At 63.1% G+C, this 16,851-nt stretch carries 18 protein-coding genes; 8 read left to right on the forward strand and 10 right to left on the reverse strand.

The genetic code is table 11. The features are described 5' to 3' along the window. Positions 1-131 precede the first annotated feature (131 nt). Both ACOOEX_RS15305 and ACOOEX_RS15310 read left to right on the forward strand, forming a co-directional pair. Positions 132-464, forward strand: a complete 333-nt coding sequence (locus ACOOEX_RS15305) for a hypothetical protein (RefSeq protein ID WP_420395639.1) — start codon at positions 132-134, stop codon at positions 462-464. A gap of 160 nt (positions 465-624) precedes the next feature. Next, a complete protein-coding gene (locus ACOOEX_RS15310; protein ID WP_420395640.1) occupies positions 625-990 on the forward strand; it encodes a hypothetical protein in 366 nt (121 codons plus the stop codon). Between the two features lie 7 nt (positions 991-997). Here the strand turns inward: ACOOEX_RS15310 and ACOOEX_RS15315 are convergent, their stop codons facing one another. Both ACOOEX_RS15315 and ACOOEX_RS15320 read right to left on the reverse strand, forming a co-directional pair. Beyond that, the gene (locus tag ACOOEX_RS15315; protein WP_420395641.1) at positions 998-2,017 is read right to left on the reverse strand and encodes a Rieske 2Fe-2S domain-containing protein; all 1,020 of its coding nucleotides are present in this window, start codon (positions 2,015-2,017) and stop codon (positions 998-1,000) included. A gap of 93 nt (positions 2,018-2,110) precedes the next feature. Beyond that, complete coding sequence (locus ACOOEX_RS15320; protein WP_420395642.1) at positions 2,111-3,049, reverse strand: LysR substrate-binding domain-containing protein; 939 nt, start codon at positions 3,047-3,049, stop codon at positions 2,111-2,113. Positions 3,050-3,169: 120 nt separating this feature from the next. Between ACOOEX_RS15320 and ACOOEX_RS15325 the strand changes: the two genes are divergently transcribed. From ACOOEX_RS15325 to ACOOEX_RS15335, 3 genes are all read left to right on the forward strand, one after another. Then, positions 3,170-4,255 carry a hypothetical protein gene (locus tag ACOOEX_RS15325; protein WP_420395643.1) on the forward strand — a complete coding sequence of 362 codons (1,086 nt, stop codon included), beginning with the start codon at positions 3,170-3,172 and terminating at the stop codon, positions 4,253-4,255. Between the two features lie 160 nt (positions 4,256-4,415). After that, the gene (locus ACOOEX_RS15330; RefSeq protein ID WP_420395644.1) at positions 4,416-5,354 is read left to right on the forward strand and encodes a fatty acid desaturase family protein; all 939 of its coding nucleotides are present in this window, start codon (positions 4,416-4,418) and stop codon (positions 5,352-5,354) included. Then, positions 5,351-5,665 carry a non-heme iron oxygenase ferredoxin subunit gene (locus ACOOEX_RS15335; protein ID WP_420395645.1) on the forward strand — a complete coding sequence of 105 codons (315 nt, stop codon included), beginning with the start codon at positions 5,351-5,353 and terminating at the stop codon, positions 5,663-5,665. The genes ACOOEX_RS15330 and ACOOEX_RS15335 overlap by 4 nt, the downstream gene beginning before the upstream one ends. Here ACOOEX_RS15335 and ACOOEX_RS15340 read toward each other — a convergent pair. From ACOOEX_RS15340 to ACOOEX_RS15375, 8 genes are read right to left on the reverse strand one after another with little or no spacing between them, the layout of a single operon-like run. Next, entirely contained in the window at positions 5,655-6,152 is a 498-nt protein-coding gene (locus ACOOEX_RS15340; protein ID WP_420395646.1) for a sarcosine oxidase subunit gamma, read from the reverse strand. The two genes, ACOOEX_RS15335 and ACOOEX_RS15340, sit on opposite strands and share 11 nt — an antisense overlap. Positions 6,153-6,155: 3 nt before the next feature. Then, positions 6,156-9,074 (reverse strand): sarcosine oxidase subunit alpha family protein, encoded by a 2,919-nt coding sequence (locus tag ACOOEX_RS15345; RefSeq protein WP_420395647.1) that lies wholly within the window; start codon positions 9,072-9,074, stop codon positions 6,156-6,158. After that, positions 9,061-9,318: a sarcosine oxidase subunit delta gene (locus ACOOEX_RS15350; protein ID WP_420395648.1), complete on the reverse strand. Its 258-nt coding sequence runs from the start codon at positions 9,316-9,318 to the stop codon at positions 9,061-9,063. Before ACOOEX_RS15350 ends, ACOOEX_RS15345 begins: the two co-directional genes overlap by 14 nt. Before the next feature lie 9 nt (positions 9,319-9,327). After that, positions 9,328-10,578: an FAD-dependent oxidoreductase gene (locus ACOOEX_RS15355; protein ID WP_420395649.1), complete on the reverse strand. Its 1,251-nt coding sequence runs from the start codon at positions 10,576-10,578 to the stop codon at positions 9,328-9,330. 11 nt (positions 10,579-10,589) lie between these two features. Next, positions 10,590-11,477: an amino acid ABC transporter permease gene (locus tag ACOOEX_RS15360; RefSeq protein WP_420395650.1), complete on the reverse strand. Its 888-nt coding sequence runs from the start codon at positions 11,475-11,477 to the stop codon at positions 10,590-10,592. A 59-nt stretch (positions 11,478-11,536) separates the two neighbouring features. Beyond that, on the reverse strand, positions 11,537-12,370 hold the full coding sequence (locus tag ACOOEX_RS15365; RefSeq protein ID WP_420395651.1) for a transporter substrate-binding domain-containing protein: 834 nt from the start codon (positions 12,368-12,370) through the stop codon (positions 11,537-11,539). 42 nt (positions 12,371-12,412) lie between these two features. After that, positions 12,413-13,255 carry an amino acid ABC transporter permease gene (locus ACOOEX_RS15370; protein WP_420395652.1) on the reverse strand — a complete coding sequence of 281 codons (843 nt, stop codon included), beginning with the start codon at positions 13,253-13,255 and terminating at the stop codon, positions 12,413-12,415. Between the two features lie 2 nt (positions 13,256-13,257). Continuing rightward, positions 13,258-14,007 carry an amino acid ABC transporter ATP-binding protein gene (locus ACOOEX_RS15375; RefSeq protein WP_420395653.1) on the reverse strand — a complete coding sequence of 250 codons (750 nt, stop codon included), beginning with the start codon at positions 14,005-14,007 and terminating at the stop codon, positions 13,258-13,260. A 232-nt stretch (positions 14,008-14,239) separates the two neighbouring features. On the opposite strand from ACOOEX_RS15375, the gene ACOOEX_RS15380 reads away from it, so the two are divergent. Genes ACOOEX_RS15380 through ACOOEX_RS15390 form a run of 3 tightly spaced genes read left to right on the forward strand, consistent with a single transcriptional unit; the run spans position 14,240 to position 16,824 of the window. After that, entirely contained in the window at positions 14,240-14,818 is a 579-nt protein-coding gene (locus ACOOEX_RS15380; protein WP_420395654.1) for a carboxymuconolactone decarboxylase family protein, read from the forward strand. An 11-nt stretch (positions 14,819-14,829) separates the two neighbouring features. Further along, positions 14,830-15,420, forward strand: coding sequence for a helix-turn-helix domain-containing protein (locus tag ACOOEX_RS15385; protein WP_420395655.1), 591 nt, complete (start codon positions 14,830-14,832; stop codon positions 15,418-15,420). A gap of 9 nt (positions 15,421-15,429) precedes the next feature. Further along, a complete protein-coding gene (locus ACOOEX_RS15390; protein ID WP_420395656.1) occupies positions 15,430-16,824 on the forward strand; it encodes an MATE family efflux transporter in 1,395 nt (464 codons plus the stop codon). Positions 16,825-16,851 lie beyond the last annotated feature (27 nt).

Raw genomic sequence — 16,851 nt, forward strand, 5'->3', positions numbered from 1 at the left:
CTTGGCCCTGAGTTTCGAGATCAGCAAGTCCCGGTCCAAATGACACGGTTTTGGGGGATCGACCCCATGCCCCGCTGACCGGCCCCTTGCTAGCTTTCCCACATCAGCCGCTTTTGCCCGAAAGGCCCACCATGACCAAATACATTCTTGCCGCCCTGCTGGCGCTTTCTGCCGCCCCCGCCCTTGCCCAATCGGCAAGCGGACCGAACGACTACGTTGCCAATCCCGACATCCCGATTGCCGATACCGGCCCGCGCTATTGCCCCGAACTGGCGCATACCGAACACCCGTTCCGCATTCGATGCCCCTCCTGGCCCGACCTTAGCAACGTGGCCATCGGCGCCCCGATCGGGATTTCCGTCGGACACGGCATTGTCGGCGACAACCATGGCGTTCTTGTGGAAGAAGGAACCAGCGTCGGCAGCTCATACAGCATTCTCGAAGAGGAGGACGATCACGACTGACCACCTCCCCGCGCGCATTCGCGTCATGCAGCCCCGTCAGCCCTGCGCTGGCGGGGTTTTCCTTGGGGACCACAGCCCCGTTTGGGGGATCGACCCTATCCGCAGCCGGGCATCCACCCCCTAGGCTTGTCACATACCCCAAACCGAGAAAGGCCCTGCAATGCCCAGTCCTACCCGCCGCCAGTTGCTGCTCGCGCCTTTCCTGTTGGGGGTGTTTCCCGCAAAGGCCGACCTCTTCCCAACCCATCCCGCGACGCGAACCATCGCGGCACAGCCCGGCATCACCGGGGGAACCTATCTGGGACAATGGACCGACGGACAGGAACTGCGTCAGATCCTGCGTGTGATCGGCCCGGACATGATCACGCTACAGAGACAGGGCTATTCCACCCCGCCCGTCCCCTACCACCGGATCGCGCAGGACCGGTTCCAAAGCGGCAACGGCAACAGTCTGACAGTGATCAGCACCACACGCCTGCGCTGGACGAATGCCAACGGCACCGGCGTGATCTACAATCTGGAATGACCGGCCATCAGGTTTCCGCCTTGATCGCCCGATCCAGCATCAGCCGAAACGCCTTGGCCCCGGCATCGAGACCAAGGTCGATATGGGGTGTCACCGGGGTCTTCATGCCCTTGTGAACCTCTTCCAGAACCTCCTTGTCCTCAAGGAAGGCCATCCGCGCACCGTCATTCATGTAGTCAGAGATCGCCTGATCCTTCGCATGATCATTGCGGTGCTGGAACCAGAAATAGCGGGTCCGGTCCTCATCAATCGGGGTCATGAAGTTGTAGGAGATGTTGATGAAAGTCTGCTCCACCTGCGGCTTGTCATAGCCCCCCGTTCCCACCGGCGTGTAAATCGACTTGTTCACCCCGATAGCGGGCATGCACATCTCGTAATGCTGCAACCGGTCGCAATCACCCTCGAAGCGGACCAGCTTCGCATAATAGGGCGACGGGGGTTTGTTCTCGATCCAGCGGGATACGACGACGCCGTTGTCGTGCCGGTCGATATTGAGCGGCTCGTCATCCGTGCCCGCCCCCGCAAAGGAGCTGACATGCACCCAAGCCACATGGCTGGGGTCCAGCAGGTTGTCACAGACCCACAGGTAATGGCAGTCGATATCCATCACCCCGCCATCGGTCTTGCCCCAGTTGGGATCGTCGAAATTGGGGATCGGGAAAATGGTATCGGGATCGGCAAGCTCTGGATCGCCCATCCAGATCCACAGGAAGCGGTAGCGGTCCACGACCGGGTAGGATTTCACCACCGCCCGGCGCGGGGTCATGCCGCGCTGCGTGGGGCTGTCTGTGCATTTGCCGGTGCAATCGAAGGTCAGCCCATGATAGCCGCATTCGACCGTATCGCCGATCAGGTTGCCCTTGGACAGCGGCAGTTTGCGGTGTGGACAGGCGTTTTCCAGCGCCACCGGCGTGCCATCTTCCTTGCGGTAGAACACGATACGCTCGCCCAGAAAGGTCTCCGCCTTCAGCTCGCGGCCGACATCCTTGCTCCAGGCGGCGACATACCAGCAGTTTTTCAGATACATGGGTGGCGTCCTTTCTTCGGGTGGCTCCGGCCCATCCTGCCGCAAGGCGCAGGGTTGCGCCATGGGGCAGAGGTAATGCCCCCATTAGGCAGGCTAATTCATTGGCAAAACAGCGTCCGGCAGGTCCGGTTCCGAGGCGACCTCGGACCTGATCCATGACAGGAAGCTTTGCACCTTCGCGCTGTCCATGCGGTCATGGCGCAGGACCAGCCAATAGGAGAGCGGCGACTGCGCAATATCGGGGAATGGCCGCACCAGCCGCCCATCCAGAAGCGCGTCGATCACCAGCGGTTTGCGCCCAAGCGCCACGCCGATCCCTTGAATCGCCGCCTGTACCACAAGATTCGATTGCCCGAAGCGTCGGGACTTGGCCGGTTTCGGCAGGGTCAGGCCGCAATTTCGCGCCCAGAAGTCCCACGTGGGGGCCGCATTGCCGAAGCTTTCGTTTTCGTCATGCAGCAGGGTGTGGCGGGCCAGATCCTGCAATCGGTGCAGGCCGGGCGGGCCTTCGATCAATGCGGGGGCGCAGACGGGTGTCAGGCATTCATGCATCAGGTGTTCCACGTGGAAACCGGGGTAGTCACCAAGACCGTACCGAATGCCGATATCGGCGTCGGCGGCGGAAAACGGGTGCTGGCCGGTATCCGTCGCAATGGACACGGCCAGATGCGGATGCGTGGTGTCGAAATTGAGCAGGCGGGGGAACAGCCAGGTAAATGCAAAGCCCGGCAAGCAACTGATGACAATGGTGTTTTCAGACCGGGTCCGGTCTCGTAGCTGAGCGCAGACATCCGAGATCCGCCCCAGCCCGTCCGAGATTGCGCGGGCCAGCTGATCGCCTTCGCGTGTCGGTTCTGATTTGCGGGCGCCACGGATCAAGAGCTCATGCCCCAGCCATTCCTCCAGGGTCTTCACATGCTGGCTGACGGCGCTCTGGCTGACGCCCAGTTCCTGCGCGGCGGCAGAGAAGCCCGACAGGCGCACTACCGCCTCGAAAGCACGCAGGGCAGAGAAGGGAAGGTTGATGATCATATAAGTCAGTCTAATGGCACCCATTACGGGAATCAAATAGCTGAGTGCAACTTAGAGAAGTTAGAGTGACTTTACGATCCGTCAACATTTTTGGTGTAGATCAGGAAAGGAGCCCACCAGATGCCGACCCCGTCCCCGGAAAAAGGTGCGCTCAACCTGCTGCGCAATTGCGCCCATGCTGCGGCGGGTGACAGGCTGCTCATTGCCTATGAGCCGCCTGAATATGGCTATTTCGATGCCGATGCCGTCAGCATCGTTTCCCGAGCCGCCGACCGCCTCGGGCTTCGGGTCGATGCGGTCGACGTGGGGTTCAACCCCGACAACCCGCACCTGCCGCCGGAATTGCTGGCCCGGTTCGAAGCGGCAGATATCATCGTCTTCCTCGCACGGCTTGGCGATCAACTGCGGTTTTCGGACATGCCGCAGGGCAAGACCATCATCGTCAGCTTCGCGCTCTCGCGCGATCTGTTCGGGTCGGGCTTCGCCAATGGCCATCACGCGGCGTTTCTGGATCTGAAAGCCGCCGTGAACGAGACGCTGGACCGGGCGAATGACGTCCGGATCACCTGTCCGCTCGGAACCGAGATCACCGGCCGGCCCGAGATGAACCTGAACCCCGACGGCGACACCACGATCCTGCGCTTTCCGATGTCGGTCTTCACCCCGGTGCCCGCCCATAGTTTCTCGGGCCGCGCGGCGATGAGCTTTCTGACCGGCACCGGTTCGAAGTATTACGACGACTATTCGCCCGAATTCAGCGCACCGGTTTTTGCCTTGATGGAGAACGGCCGCCTGACCGGGTTCGAGGGCGAACCGGCGGATGTCGACCGCGCCAATGCGCAATACGACCGGGTGTCGTCCATGTTCGGGATCGACCGTGATTTCGTCCATTCCTGGCACGCGGGCATTCATCCCGGCTGCGGCTACCCCTGGGACATGCGGCAGAATTACGAACGGTGGGGCGGCGCGGCCTTCGGCAATCCGCGTATCCTGCATTTCCACACCTGCGGCACCTATGCGCCGGGTGAGATCAGCTGGAACATCTTCGACCCCACGATCGAGGTCGATGGCGTGACCCTGTGGGAAGAGGGCGTCTTCCGCGCCGACCGCCTGCCCGGCGGGCCTGCGATTCTTACCCACTATCCGGGCGTGGCAGCCCTGTTTGACAGGCCCGAGCGCGATATCGGCCTGCGGGCCGTAGGATGAGGGGCTTGATCTTGGTGTCAGGCGCTCCATAATCATTCGGTAATGGGGCCGGTGTGAGGCGGCCCCATGGTGCGGAGCACTCCCGTCTCCGGTGCCGGTCCTGTCCGAGATGGCGCCCCTTTCGGCCCCCGGCACCGGCAGAACTCATGGACCACCCACAATGACACAAGGCATTGTCACGCCCCTGACCCAGGCGCTTGCAGAGGGCAAGCTGACCCGGGACGAGCTCAAATCCTTCATGCAACGATCCGACGGCCCGGCGCTGCGGCGGCTGGCGCTTTGGGTGCTGGTGCTGGCCGGCACCACCTCGCTGATCGCGCTGGCCTGGGACAGCTGGCTGATCTGGCCCGCCATGTTCCTGCAGGGCATCGTTCTGGTGCACCACTTCTCGCTGCAACACGAATGCGTGCATTACACCGTGTTCCGGACCCGCAAACTGAACGATATCGTGGGCCAGATTTGCGGGCTGATCATCCTCTTGCCGCACCGCTTTTTCCGGTATGAGCATTGCGACCACCACACCTATACGCAGCTGACCGGGCAGGACCCCGAACAGATCCCGATGCCGAAAACCTACGGGGAATACCTCTGGTATCTTTCGGCCATACCCTACTGGCGGGCCAAGTTCACCGAGGTCGCCCGCCACGCCAGCGGGCGGCTTTCCGACGTGGAAAAGCGCTTCATTCCGAAAGAGGAACATGCCGCCGTCTACTGGGATGCGCGGATGATGCTGGGGGTCTATGCGGTGATCTTTGCTGCCATGGCCCTGACGGGCTGGTGGGGGCTGATCTGGTACTGGATCATCCCGCTGTTCCTTGGTGAACCGGTGATGCGTTTCATCCGGATGACCGAACATGTGGGCCGTCCCACCGTGGCGCAGATGAGCGATAATACCCGCACCAACCTTGTCTCCGCCCCGTGGCGCTTCCTGTGCTGGAACATGAACTACCACGCAGAACATCACTACGTGGCCTCCGTGCCCTACCACGCCCTGCCGCGCCTGCACGAAAAACTGCGCGACCACATCCACGTGGAACCGCGCGGCTATCTTGGGGCGCATCTCGACATCCTGCGCCAGATCCGCGAGGCGCGGGGATGAGCGGCAAGGACTGGCGCGACGTGATCGCGGTGGCGGACCTGGAAAGGAACTGGGTCACGCGGGTGGAGGTCGGGCGGCGCTTGATAGCCGTCTATGACACGCCGAGCGGGGTCTATGCCTCGCTCGCGCTGTGCAATCACGGCGGGGCGGATTTGTGTGACGGATATTTCGACGGTCATGTCATCGAATGCCCGCTGCATCAGGGCGCCTTCGACGTGCGCGACGGGCGGCCCGTGGCGGCCCCGGCGACGCGGCCCATGCGGGTACTGGAGGCACGGGTTCAGGATGGGATGGTGCAGGTCAGGATGTGATGCGGGACAGGTAGTCGTTCACCATCGGGCCGAAGCTTTGTTCAACCGCGACGTCAAAGCCACCCGCACAACGGGTGACGAGCGCTTTCAGCCCGAAAGCTTCCATGTAACTCGAACCGTCCGGGCCGAAGCGGCTGGCGTGCAGGTCCATCGGGCAGGCCACGGCCATGACCTCCGCCGCGTCCGGGCCGGTGATGCGGAACACCGCCAGCGTGTCGGACACCCGGACGAGGGAGATTTCGGGTGGGGCCTCGGATGGGCGAAGGGCTGCTTCCAAAGGGGCTTCACGGTCCAGATCGGCGCGCAACAGCCAGTGATCGGGGCCGATGAACATGAGCGTCGCGCCCCCGGCCTCGGTCTTGGAATTGGGTCGTTCGGGAAAGGGCGGCAACGCCTCGCCCGCCCAGGCCCCAAGTGCCTCTTGCCGGCCTTTCAGGTCGAAAAGCGCCTGCGCCTCCAGCCGTTCGAATGTGACGTCATATGGCATCGTTCAGGACCTCAGCTTGTCGCCGTCGGGGTCGTAATGGCAGGGCGGCGTCACGCGCACCGGGATCACCTCGCCCCCCTTCAGCCGCACATGCGCGGTCTCGCCATGGCGGGTGTGGCCGTTTTCCAGCAGGGCAAGGCCAACCCATCTTTCATGCACCACGCTCCAGACACAGGCGGTGACGAAGCCTTCGGTTTTTTCCTTGCGGCCGCCCGGCGTCAGCGGTGCGCCTTCAGGGATCTGGCGGTCGGGCTCGGGGGTCACACCCACCAGCTCTCGCCGTGCCCCGCCCGCTTCGCGCCGGATCTGGACCGCACGTTTGCCGAGGTAATCGGGCTTCTTCTTCGACATTGCCCACCCCATGCCCAGATCATACGCATCGACCGTCCCGTCCACCTCGTGCCCGAGCGACAGGAAGCCTTTCTCGACCCGCAGAACATGGCTTGCCTCGGACCCCACGGGCAGGATGCCGAGGGGCTGGCCTGCCTCCATTACCTTCGCCCAAAGCGTGCGCATATGGCGGGGGGCGACGTTCACTTCGAAAGACAGTTCCCCGGTGAAACTGACGCGCACCACGCGGGCGGGCAGGCCGGCAACGGTGCCGTCTCGGACGGTCATGAAGGGGAAGGCCTCGGGCGCAAGGTCGATATCGGTGCCGAGCGCCGTCATCACCTCCCGCGCCTTCGGACCGCAGATCGTGGCGTTGTTCCACTGGCTGGTCACGGGGGTGATAAACACGTTCCACTCGGGGAAACGGGTTTGCAGCATCTCCTCCATATGGCCGTTGATCGCGTCGGCATGACCGGTGGAGGTCGAGACAATCCAGCGATGGTCATCGAGCCGGAAGCACACCCCGTCATCCATGATCAGCCCGTCATCGGACAGCATCAGACCGTATCGCCCGTGCCCCGGTTTCAGCGAGGACATGACGTTGCTGTAAAGGTAATCGAGGAACCGGCCCACGTCGCGGCCCTTCAGCTCGAACGTGCCGAGGGGGGAGCCGTCATAGACGCCCACACCAAACCGCACCGCGCGGCATTCGCGGTTGGTGGCCTCCTGCAAGCCTTCGCCCGCGCGCGGGAAGAAACCGGGCCTGCGCCAGCGCGCGCCCGCCTCGTACATGAAGGCGCCCTGGGCGAGGTTCCATTCGGTGATCGGTGTGTGACGGTACGGCAGCGCGACGGTGCCCTCGCGCAGCCCCCCGATGGCACCGAAAGACACCGGGCTGTAGGGTGCGCGAAAGGTGGTGGTGCCAACCTGATCCATGGCCAGTCCCTGCGCCAGCGCCACGGTGCCGATGATATTGATATTGCCGGTCTTTCCCTGATCGAACCCCATGCCGCCCGTGGTGTAGCGCTTGACGTGCTCGACATTGGAATAGCCCTCGCGCAGGGCAAGATGGATGTCATCCACGGTCACGTCGTTTTGCAGGTCGAGGAAGGCCTTGCCCTTCGCGGTTTCCACCCGCCACAGCGGCTCGATTGCATAAGGCAGGTCGGGGGCGTCGGGGATGTCCGGGCCTTCTGTACCCGTGATCCGCGCGGCGGCCTCGGCGCCGGAGCGCAACGCGTCTTGCAGGGTGAGCGCACCATTAGCCGCGCCTGCGGCGCTGACGGCTTGCGCGGGCGCATCGGGCAGGAAGGTCGCAAGCGGATCGTCATAGCGCAGGCCGCTGCGCGACTGGGACCAGAGATGCACAGTGGGGTTCCAGCCGCCCGACATGGCCAGCAGGTCGCAGGAGAGGATCCGCGCCGACCCGCCTGATTTCGACGCGACAGCCACGCCGCGCAACTGCCGCCCGCCCTGAGCCTCGGTCACGACTTTTCCGGCCATGATCTCGATGCCGTGCACGATCGCCCGCGCCTCGTCGGGCACCGCATCACGGCTGTCGACGATGGCCCTGACCTCCACCCCCGCAGCCGCCAGATCGGCGACGACCGCATAGGCGGAATTGTTGTTGGTGAAGATCACCGCCCGCTTGCCGGGGGCGACGCTGTAGCGGTTGACGTATGTCTGCACGGCAGAGGCGAGCATCACGCCGGGCCGGTCGTTGTTGCCAAAGACGAGGCCCCTCTCGATCGCCCCTGTTGCGGTGATCACGTGGCCCGCGCGCACCCGCCATGTGCGTTCCAGAAGGCTGGGGTTTGCCGGGGCACGCTCCGTCACCATCAGGTAGTTGTGCTCGCGATAGCCCCAGACCGTCGCGTTTTGCAGATGGGTGACATTGGGCATCGCGCTGAGTTCGGCAACCGTCGCGTCCACCCACTCCAGTGCATCCGTACCGCCGATGGTCAGCCTGCGCGACGGCAGCGATCCGCCCGGTTCCGTGCCTTCATCCGCAATCATCACCCGAAGCCCCGCGCGGGCAGCGGTGAGCGCCGCCATCAAGCCTGCGGGACCCGCGCCTGCCACCAGCACATCGCAATGGCCGTAGCGGGTTTCATAGTGCCCTGTCGCGGGCGGTTCCGAGGGCGCGGCGGCCAGCCCTGCAGCCTTGCGGATCGGGCGTTCGTAAAAGTGCCAGTTTGGCCATTTGAACGTCTTGTAATAGAACCCCGCCGGGATGAAACGGCTGGCGAACTGGTTCACCGCGCCGATGTCAAAGGCCAGCGAAGGCCAGCAGTTCACCGCTTTCGCCGCCAGCCCCTCGGTCAGCGGCACGGTGGAGGCGGGCCGGTTGCCGGACGCATCCTCGCCTCTCAGTTCCACCAGTGTCGAAGGCTCCTCCACTCCTGCGCCGACAATCCCGCGCGGGCGGTGGTATTTGAAGCTGCGCGCGGTCAGGCGGACACCGTTGGCCAGCAGCGCAGAGGCCAATGTATCGCCCTCGAACCCGCTATAGGGCTTGCCGTTGAAGGTGAAATTCAGGGGCCGAGACCGGTCGATCCGGCCGCCCGTTGCCAGCCGGTTACCTGCCGTCATCCGGGGCCTCCACGATGTCATGCGTGCGCGTGTCGCGCCAGATGGTCAGCCATGTCCCGCAGCCGCGCACGTGCCACCATTGTTCCTCAACGGGGCCGAGCGGATTGGGCACTTGGGTCAGCCATTCGGTCCAGACCGCGTCACTGACCGCTGCCGGATCCGGGCGTGGGGGCTTCACCGGCCCGCCGAAGGAAAACTCGCTTTCGTTGCGTGGGCCACAGAACGGGCAAGGGATCTGCATCATGGTTTGCGTCTACCTCGCTGTCGTGGTGCCGGTTTCCATCACGTAATCGAGATGGCGGAAGCGGTTGATTCCGAAAGGTTCCATCAGCGGATGTGGCCGCCCCGTCGCCACAAGATGCGCCAGCGTCAGCCCGCCTGCCGGGATCGCCTTGTAACCGCCCCACCACCCGGCGGTAACGAAAAGCCCCGGCACGTCCGTTTCATCCTGAATGGGCGAGGCGTCATGGGCGATATCCAGATGCCCGCCCCATTGGCGCAGGAATTTCAGTTTCTTGAAGGACGGGAAGAGCGACAGCATCGCGGACACGGTATCCTCGAACACCGTCTGCTTGATGTCGCGGCGGAAGCTCTGCCCCGGATCGGGCGCGCCGCCGATGACGAGCGAGCCCTTGTCGGACTGGCTGAGGTAGAAGCCAGCGTCGGGGCAGTTCACAATGACGTCGATCAGCGGCTTCACCGGCTCCGACACGAAGGCCGTCAGGTTCATGGTCCGCAGGGGCAGTTTCAGCCCCACGGTTTCCGTCAGCGTCGTGGTATGGCCCGAGACGGCAACCGCCACCTTGGGCGCGCGGATCACGCCGCGCGGGGTTTCCACCCCCTCGATGCGCCCATCCGCCCCGCGCAGAAGCTGCGTCACTGGCGTTTGCTGGTGGATCTCGCCGCCCATGGCGTCAATGGCGCGGGCATAGCCCCATGCTACGGCGTCATGGCGGTTGATCGCGGCATCGGTGTGGACGTAACCGCCGACCACGGGCAGGCGGGCATCGGGGCCGCCGCCTGTCAGCGCGGGGATGCGGCGGCGCACCTCGGCCTCTGAAATCTGTTCGTATGTCGAGCCGTAGATATCCATGATATGCTGCCGCCGCCTGCGGTCGCGCATCATCGGATAGTTCTGGATGACGTCGATCATGCTGCGCTTGGAGTGCATCATGTTGAAATTGAGCTCGCGCGTCATCGCCTCGTAAAGCGCCACCGACTTCACGTAGAAGGGGATCGACGCGTCGCGCATGTAGTTCGAGCGGATGGTGATCGTGTTGCGCGCGATATTGCCGCCGCCAAGCCAGCCGCGTTCCAGCACCGCGACATTGGTCAGCCCGTGCTCTTTCGCCAGATAATAAGCGGTGGCCAGACCATGCCCGCCCGCGCCAATGACGATCACGTCATAGCGATCTTTCAGCGGCGGGCTGCGCCAGGCGGGAGCCCAGGTGGTGTGCCGGTTGATCCCGTGACGCAGCAGGGAGAGGGCGGAATAACGTTGCATCACCCTGGCCCCTAGCGGTCGTTTCTTGAACTTCGCCGCTCCAGCCGACCGAAAAGGCGCGACAGCGAGAAGCAGACGACGAAGTAGAAAGCGGCGGTGGTGATCCAGGCCTCGAAGATCATCCGCGAGGAGGCGACAAGCTCCACCGTCTTGTAGGTCAGCTCCTGCACGGAGATCAGCGAGATGATGGAGCTGTCCTTGATCAGCGTGATAAACTGGTTGGCCAGCGGTGGCACCACCTTTTTCAGCGCTTGCGGCAGCACGATATAACGCAGTTCCTGCCGGCGGCTCATGCCGATCGACCGGGCGGCTTCACGCTGGCCCTTTGGCACCGACTGAATGCCCGCGCGGATGATCTCGCCCACGAAGGCGCTTTCGAACAGCGCCAGAACGATCACGCCGGAAATGAGTGAGGGGAAGCGGCGCATCTCGCCGAAGAAAAACTCCCACACGCCGTTGTTTTCCTGCCGCGCGATGCCGCGCGCCCATCTTTCGAGGTTCAGGGCGTCAATCAGCTGCTGCGAAAGGAAGAAGAAGAAGATGAAGACCACGACAACGGGCGGGATGTTGCGCAGGAATTCGAGATAGGTGCGCGCCAGCATCCGCACCGTCAGGTTGGACGAACAGCGCGCGATGCCCAGGATCGTGCCGAGGATCAGCGCCAGAATGGACGCGTAGATTGAAATGCGGATCGTCGCGACAAGCCCCTGCAGAAGAATATTGGCAAAATACTCTTCTCGGGTGGTGTGCCAACCGACGATGTAATTGGGGATCAGGTGCCAGCGCCAGGAATAGTTCAGCGTCCCTTCGATGGTAAACCAGATATAGCTGAAGAACGCCATCAGGACGGCCAGGATCGCCCAATCGGGCCATCTGAATTTTCGAAAGAACCTGATCACGGTACGGGCCTGCCTGACAAGGGGGAAGGGGCGGTGAAACCGCCCCCTCGCGTTTGGGTTTACTGTGCGACCTGATCGGCCCAGTCTTCGGTGGCGAACCAGTAGTCGTGGCGCTCTTCCAGCCAGCCAGACCGCCACTGTTGCGCGATCCAGTTGTTGAAGAAGTTCAGAGCATCCGGGTCACCCCGACGCACGGCAAAGCCTTCGCCGCGCGGGTCGAAAAGACTGTCGAAGGGCACGTAGAGCACATCGGGATGACGCCCGGCCTCACGGTTCGGGGTCGGCTGCGAGGCCATGGTGGCGTGCGCGTTGCCGTTCAGAACCTCCTGCGCGGCGGCACCGTCCTCATCGAACAGCAGCAGTTGCGCTTCGGGGAAGCGGTCTGCGATCACCACGGCGGGCGTAGCGCCGCGGCGGGCGGCGAAGATCACGTCGGGAGAGTTCATATCCTCCATCGACATGCCCTCAGTCATCTCGCGATTGGCCAGGATGGCAAGGCCCGAATAGGCATAAGGCTGGGTGAAGTTCACCGTCAGGTTCCGCTGTGCCGTAACCGACATGCCCGAGATGATCACGTCGAAATTGCCCGCCAGCAGGGCCGGGATGATCCCGTCCCACGCGGTCGGCACAAACTCCACCTCGACGCCCATATCCTCGGCCAGCTGGCGGCCCACGTCGAGTTCGAAGCCGATGAGGTCGCCATTCACGTCGCGCATGGACCACGGAACGAAGAGCGACAGGCCGATGCGGATCACGCCCTCTTCCTGGATCTGGGTGATGACGCTTTCCGAGGTCAGCGCCTGCGACGCGCTTTGCGCCGCGGCGGGAAGGGCAACGCCCGTCGCCATGGCCGCGCCAAGGGCGGCCCCGAACAGTCTGCGAGTAATCGTCATGTCTTGTCTCCTTGTTGGATCATTAGGGACTTGGTGCTCTTGTTATTGGTCGACGGCGTATCTGCGTTCGAGATACGAGACGCCGACAGACAGGATCAGCGTGACCACCATGTAGACGGCGGCCACCGTGAACCAGATTTCGAAGCTCATGAAGGTGTCGGAAATGATGTTGCGCCCGATCGTCGTCAACTCGGCCACCGCGATCACGCTGACGATGGCGGAGCTTTTGATCAGATGCACCGCCTCGCCGGTCATCGGCGGCAACATGAAGCGCACGGATTGGGGCAGGATGATATAGCGATAGGTCTGGCCGGTGGTCATCCCGATGGATTTCGCGGCCTCCCACTGGCCCTTGTCCACGGCGTTGATCCCGGCGCGAAATATCTCGGAAATCAGGGCAGAGTGGAACACGGCCAGGGTCAGGATCGAGGCCCAGTAGCGGTCAAACCCGAAGATGGGGCCAAGCACGTAGTAGAAGAGGTAAAGCAGCACCAGCAGCGGGATGTTGCGGATCAGTTCGAGGAAGCCGATCGACACGGCCGTGCCCATCACCAGCCCCGACAGCCGCAGAAGCGCGACCAGCAGGCCAAGGACGGTGGCAAGCGCAAAGGCGGTGGCGGACAGCTGGATGGTGGCGAACAGACCATAGACGATCTCGCCCAGTTGAAACCCGTCATCGGTGAAACTGTAGAGAAACTGGGGAACCCGGTGCCATTGCCAGTTGTAGCCCATGTTCTGCGCGCCGGTGAACGACCCGTAGATGATCAGCCCCATCACGGCGACATAGATCGCAATGGAGACTGCCGTGGACCCCAGGAACCGCTGAAAAGCCGGGCGTTGCGGCAGCGGCTGGCCCTTTAGGCCGGAGAGGTCCGGGGCGCTCATCCCTAATGCTCCAGAATCTGGTCGAGGAACAGACGGCACCGTTCGCTGGAGGGGTTGGTGAAAAACGTATCGGGGGGCGACACTTCGACGATCTCGCCCTCCTCCATGAACACCATCGTGTCAGCCACCTTGCGGGCAAAGCCCATCTCGTGCGTGACGACGACCATGGTCATGCCGGATTGGGCCAGCTCCACCATCACGTCGAGCACCTCGTTGATCATCTCGGGATCGAGCGCCGATGTGGGCTCGTCGAACAGCATGATCCGCGTTTCCATGCAAAGCGAGCGGGCGATGGCCACGCGCTGCTGCTGTCCGCCGGAAAGCTGCGCGGGATACTTGTCGGCCTGCTCGGGGATGTGCACGCGGTCGAGATACTTGCGCGCCGTGGCCTCGGCCTGCGCGCGGCCCTGCCTGCGCACCTTCATCGGGCCGATCATCAGGTTTTCCAGAACAGTCAGATGAGGAAACAGGTTGAACTGCTGGAAGACCATACCGACTTCCTGCCGCAGCCTGCGCATGTCCTTGGATTGCTCGTGCACCTCGACACCGTCGATGACCAATCGGCCGGAATTGTGCCATTCCAGCCCGTTGAAACAGCGGATGAGGGTAGACTTGCCGGACCCGGACGGGCCGCAGATCACCATCTTCTCGCCCTGGTGGACTGTCAGGTTGACGTCCTTCAGCGCATGGAAATGGCCATAGAACTTGTCGAGATTCGCGACCTCGATGATTGGGTCGGACGCACCCGTCATGACAGGAAGGCCAAATCGGCGCCACCGACGGCCCTCATGGCGCAGCCCGGTCCGGCCGCCTCCGATCCTGTGCAGTTCCACCGCATAAGCAATTACCCAGCCCCTGAATCTGTTGCGCGTCGCTGAATAAGGTTGCGCGAGGCGCAATAATTCGTCAATAAAAAATGTAGCACGAATGTGGATCGAGACCACAGCGCATAGTTTTTGAGCACTGAAACCTGAAGGAGCGACCATGTCCGCCTGGATCAGAATGCTTTCGGACGACGAGGCCGACGCGCCCCTGAAAAAGGCCCTCGACTTCGCCCGGACGCCGCATGGCACCGTCGATAACGTGATGCGCGTGCATTCCCTGCGCCCCAGCACCATGAACGGCCATGTGGTTCTGTATCGCGCCTGCCTGCATGATGACGGCAACACCGTGCCGATGTGGTTTCAGGAGGTCATAAGCTCGTATGTTTCGACGCTCAACGATTGCCCGTATTCCTACGCCAATCACTGGGCGAACGCCCGCCACCTGATCGGCGACGACGCCCGCGCGGACATGGTCGAAAACGCCTTGCAGGCGCATCGCCCGGAAGATGCGTTCGACGGGGCGGAACTGGCCGCATTGCGCTACGCCGCGAAGCTGACGCTGTATCCCGGCAAGATCGAAAAGGCGGATGTGGACGCGCTGCGCGCCGCCGGATGGGATGACGGCGAGATCCTGGAGATCAATCAGATCGTCGGATATTTCAACTATGCCAACAGGTTGCTCAACGGGCTTGGGGTCACGACCGACGGCGACGTCGTGGGCTACTACAAGAAGGACTAGGGGCGCGGCACATGCGGACAGAGGACCCACCCGGCAAGCTGATCGACAGAGCCATCGGTGCCTCGTTGAAAGAACTGCGCCGCCAACGGGGTCATTCCGCACGGTCCCTTGCCGATCTTTCGGGCGTCTCCGCCGCCATGATCAGCCGCATCGAAAACGGCCTCGTCTCGCCCTCGATCGGCACCCTCGCCGCCCTGGCCGAGGCGCTGGAAGTGCCGATTATCTCGCTGTTCCGAGAAGCCCAGACCGACCATACGGATTTCACGCTGGTGCGCCACGGCGAGGGGTTGAAATCGACCCGCATCACCGATGACCACCAGCACGAGTATATCAACCTCGCAATCCATGCCCGCAAGGATCTGCGGTTTCAGGCAAGGCGGGTGACCTTGCTGCGCGAGGGCGGCCCGCCCCCCACCTATGTCGGCCATGGCGTTGTCTTCGTTCAGGTGCTTGAAGGCGAAGCGGTCTATCGCTACGGGCAGCAGTATCTGACCCTGCGGGCGGGTGACAGCATCAGCGTGGACGCAGAGCTTAACCACGGCTTTGTCGATGTCCTGACCCCAGAGTTCACCTTCCTGACCGTTCAAGCCGAAAGACCTTGAGGCCCCGACATGGCACGCCCCATCGACAATGATCTGACCGAGGGGGCCATCGCCGGTCATTTCCGCACGCTTGCCATTCCCGGTGCCTTGGGGATGCTGTTCAACACGCTCTACAACATCGTCGACATGTATTTCGCGGGGCTGCTCGGGACCAGCGCGCAGGCGGGTATCGCGCTTGGCTTTCAGGCCTTTCACATCGCCATGTCGTTCGGGGTCGGGCTTGGGGCAGCCATGGGCGCGCTGGTCGGCAATGCGCTTGGGGCGCGCAACCGGCGTCAGGCCCGGCGCACCATCGCGCAGGGCATCGTCTACGGGGTGACAGCGGCCATTGCACTCGGCCTTGCGGGGCTGTGGTATGGCCCGCTGATCATCCGGCTGGTGTCGGAGGCCGGGGCCTATCAGGACGCGGGAATTCGCTATTTCCAGATCCTCTCGCTGGCCCTGCCCGGCTTTCTGGTGGCCTTTGGCTGCAACGGTGTCTTGCAGGCTCATGGCGACGGCCGGTCGATGCAGCGGGCGCTGATGGTGGCGTTCATTGCCAATATCGGCCTGAACCCGCTGTTCATCTATGGCATTCCCGGCCTCTGGTCCGGCATCGGCTTCGACGGGCTGGCGGTCTCGACCGTGGTCAGCCAGACCGGGGTGATGCTCTACATGCTGCGGCAGGTCTTTCGCCTGCGGACCATGGCGCGGCTGAGGGCGCGCAATTTTCGCCCGCGCGCCGACCGCTTCCGCGAGATCTCGCTCCAGACGCTGCCAACGGCCACCTCGATGCTGGTGATGTTCCTGTCCGGCTTCGTCGTGCAATACGCGCTGAAAGGGTTTGGCGAACATGCCGTGGCGGGCTTCGGGCTTGGGATCAGGCTGGAACAGATCCTGCTGCTGCCGGTCTTCGGCGTGACCGGTGCGCTTCTGCCAATAGCCTCGCAGAATTTCGGCGCAGGGGATTACGAGCGCGTCAGGGAAGCGCTGCGCTTTTGCTGGAAGGTCGGCTTCATCATGACCGCCACGGCCGCACCCATCCTGTGGATTTTCGGCAGTACAATCCTGTCGGTCTTCACCGATGATCCCGAGGTGATCCGGGTCGGCACCATCTATCTGCGCATCGACGGGGTGATCCTGCCTGTCTACATGATGCTGTTCTCTATCAACGGGCTGCTTCAGGCGCTCAAGCGCCCCATGGCAACAGTCTGGATCAGCCTCTACCGTCAGGGGTTCGGCATCGCCTTTTTCATATGGCTGTTCGTCGGCGTCTGGGGCTTTGACGAGCACGGCGTCTGGTTCGGCGTCGCCTGTGCGGTGATCACGGGCCTTGGCCTGTCGCTATGGATCGCAACCCGCGTGGCCGCGCAGGAAATGGGCGGGCTGTGGCGCGGTCCCGCGCAGCGGGAGCCGGTGACATGAACGCCACCGCCCCGCTTCGTCCGCCTG

This window comes from Nioella sp. (genome assembly GCF_965215655.1).
In the GTDB taxonomy this organism is placed as follows: Bacteria; Pseudomonadota; Alphaproteobacteria; order Rhodobacterales; family Rhodobacteraceae; genus Nioella.

Coding starts and splice junctions, on each gene's coding strand:
- ACOOEX_RS15305 (WP_420395639.1), top strand. CDS start 132: ATGACCAAATACATTCTTGCCGCCCTGCTGGCGCTTTCTGCCGCCCCC.
- ACOOEX_RS15310 (WP_420395640.1), top strand. CDS start 625: ATGCCCAGTCCTACCCGCCGCCAGTTGCTGCTCGCGCCTTTCCTGTTG.
- ACOOEX_RS15315 (WP_420395641.1), bottom strand. CDS start 2,017: ATGTATCTGAAAAACTGCTGGTATGTCGCCGCCTGGAGCAAGGATGTC.
- ACOOEX_RS15320 (WP_420395642.1), bottom strand. CDS start 3,049: ATGATCATCAACCTTCCCTTCTCTGCCCTGCGTGCTTTCGAGGCGGTA.
- ACOOEX_RS15325 (WP_420395643.1), top strand. CDS start 3,170: ATGCCGACCCCGTCCCCGGAAAAAGGTGCGCTCAACCTGCTGCGCAAT.
- ACOOEX_RS15330 (WP_420395644.1), top strand. CDS start 4,416: ATGACACAAGGCATTGTCACGCCCCTGACCCAGGCGCTTGCAGAGGGC.
- ACOOEX_RS15335 (WP_420395645.1), top strand. CDS start 5,351: ATGAGCGGCAAGGACTGGCGCGACGTGATCGCGGTGGCGGACCTGGAA.
- ACOOEX_RS15340 (WP_420395646.1), bottom strand. CDS start 6,152: ATGCCATATGACGTCACATTCGAACGGCTGGAGGCGCAGGCGCTTTTC.
- ACOOEX_RS15345 (WP_420395647.1), bottom strand. CDS start 9,074: ATGACGGCAGGTAACCGGCTGGCAACGGGCGGCCGGATCGACCGGTCT.
- ACOOEX_RS15350 (WP_420395648.1), bottom strand. CDS start 9,318: ATGATGCAGATCCCTTGCCCGTTCTGTGGCCCACGCAACGAAAGCGAG.
- ACOOEX_RS15355 (WP_420395649.1), bottom strand. CDS start 10,578: ATGCAACGTTATTCCGCCCTCTCCCTGCTGCGTCACGGGATCAACCGG.
- ACOOEX_RS15365 (WP_420395651.1), bottom strand. CDS start 12,370: ATGACGATTACTCGCAGACTGTTCGGGGCCGCCCTTGGCGCGGCCATG.
- ACOOEX_RS15370 (WP_420395652.1), bottom strand. CDS start 13,255: ATGAGCGCCCCGGACCTCTCCGGCCTAAAGGGCCAGCCGCTGCCGCAA.
- ACOOEX_RS15375 (WP_420395653.1), bottom strand. CDS start 14,007: ATGACGGGTGCGTCCGACCCAATCATCGAGGTCGCGAATCTCGACAAG.
- ACOOEX_RS15380 (WP_420395654.1), top strand. CDS start 14,240: ATGTCCGCCTGGATCAGAATGCTTTCGGACGACGAGGCCGACGCGCCC.
- ACOOEX_RS15385 (WP_420395655.1), top strand. CDS start 14,830: ATGCGGACAGAGGACCCACCCGGCAAGCTGATCGACAGAGCCATCGGT.
- ACOOEX_RS15390 (WP_420395656.1), top strand. CDS start 15,430: ATGGCACGCCCCATCGACAATGATCTGACCGAGGGGGCCATCGCCGGT.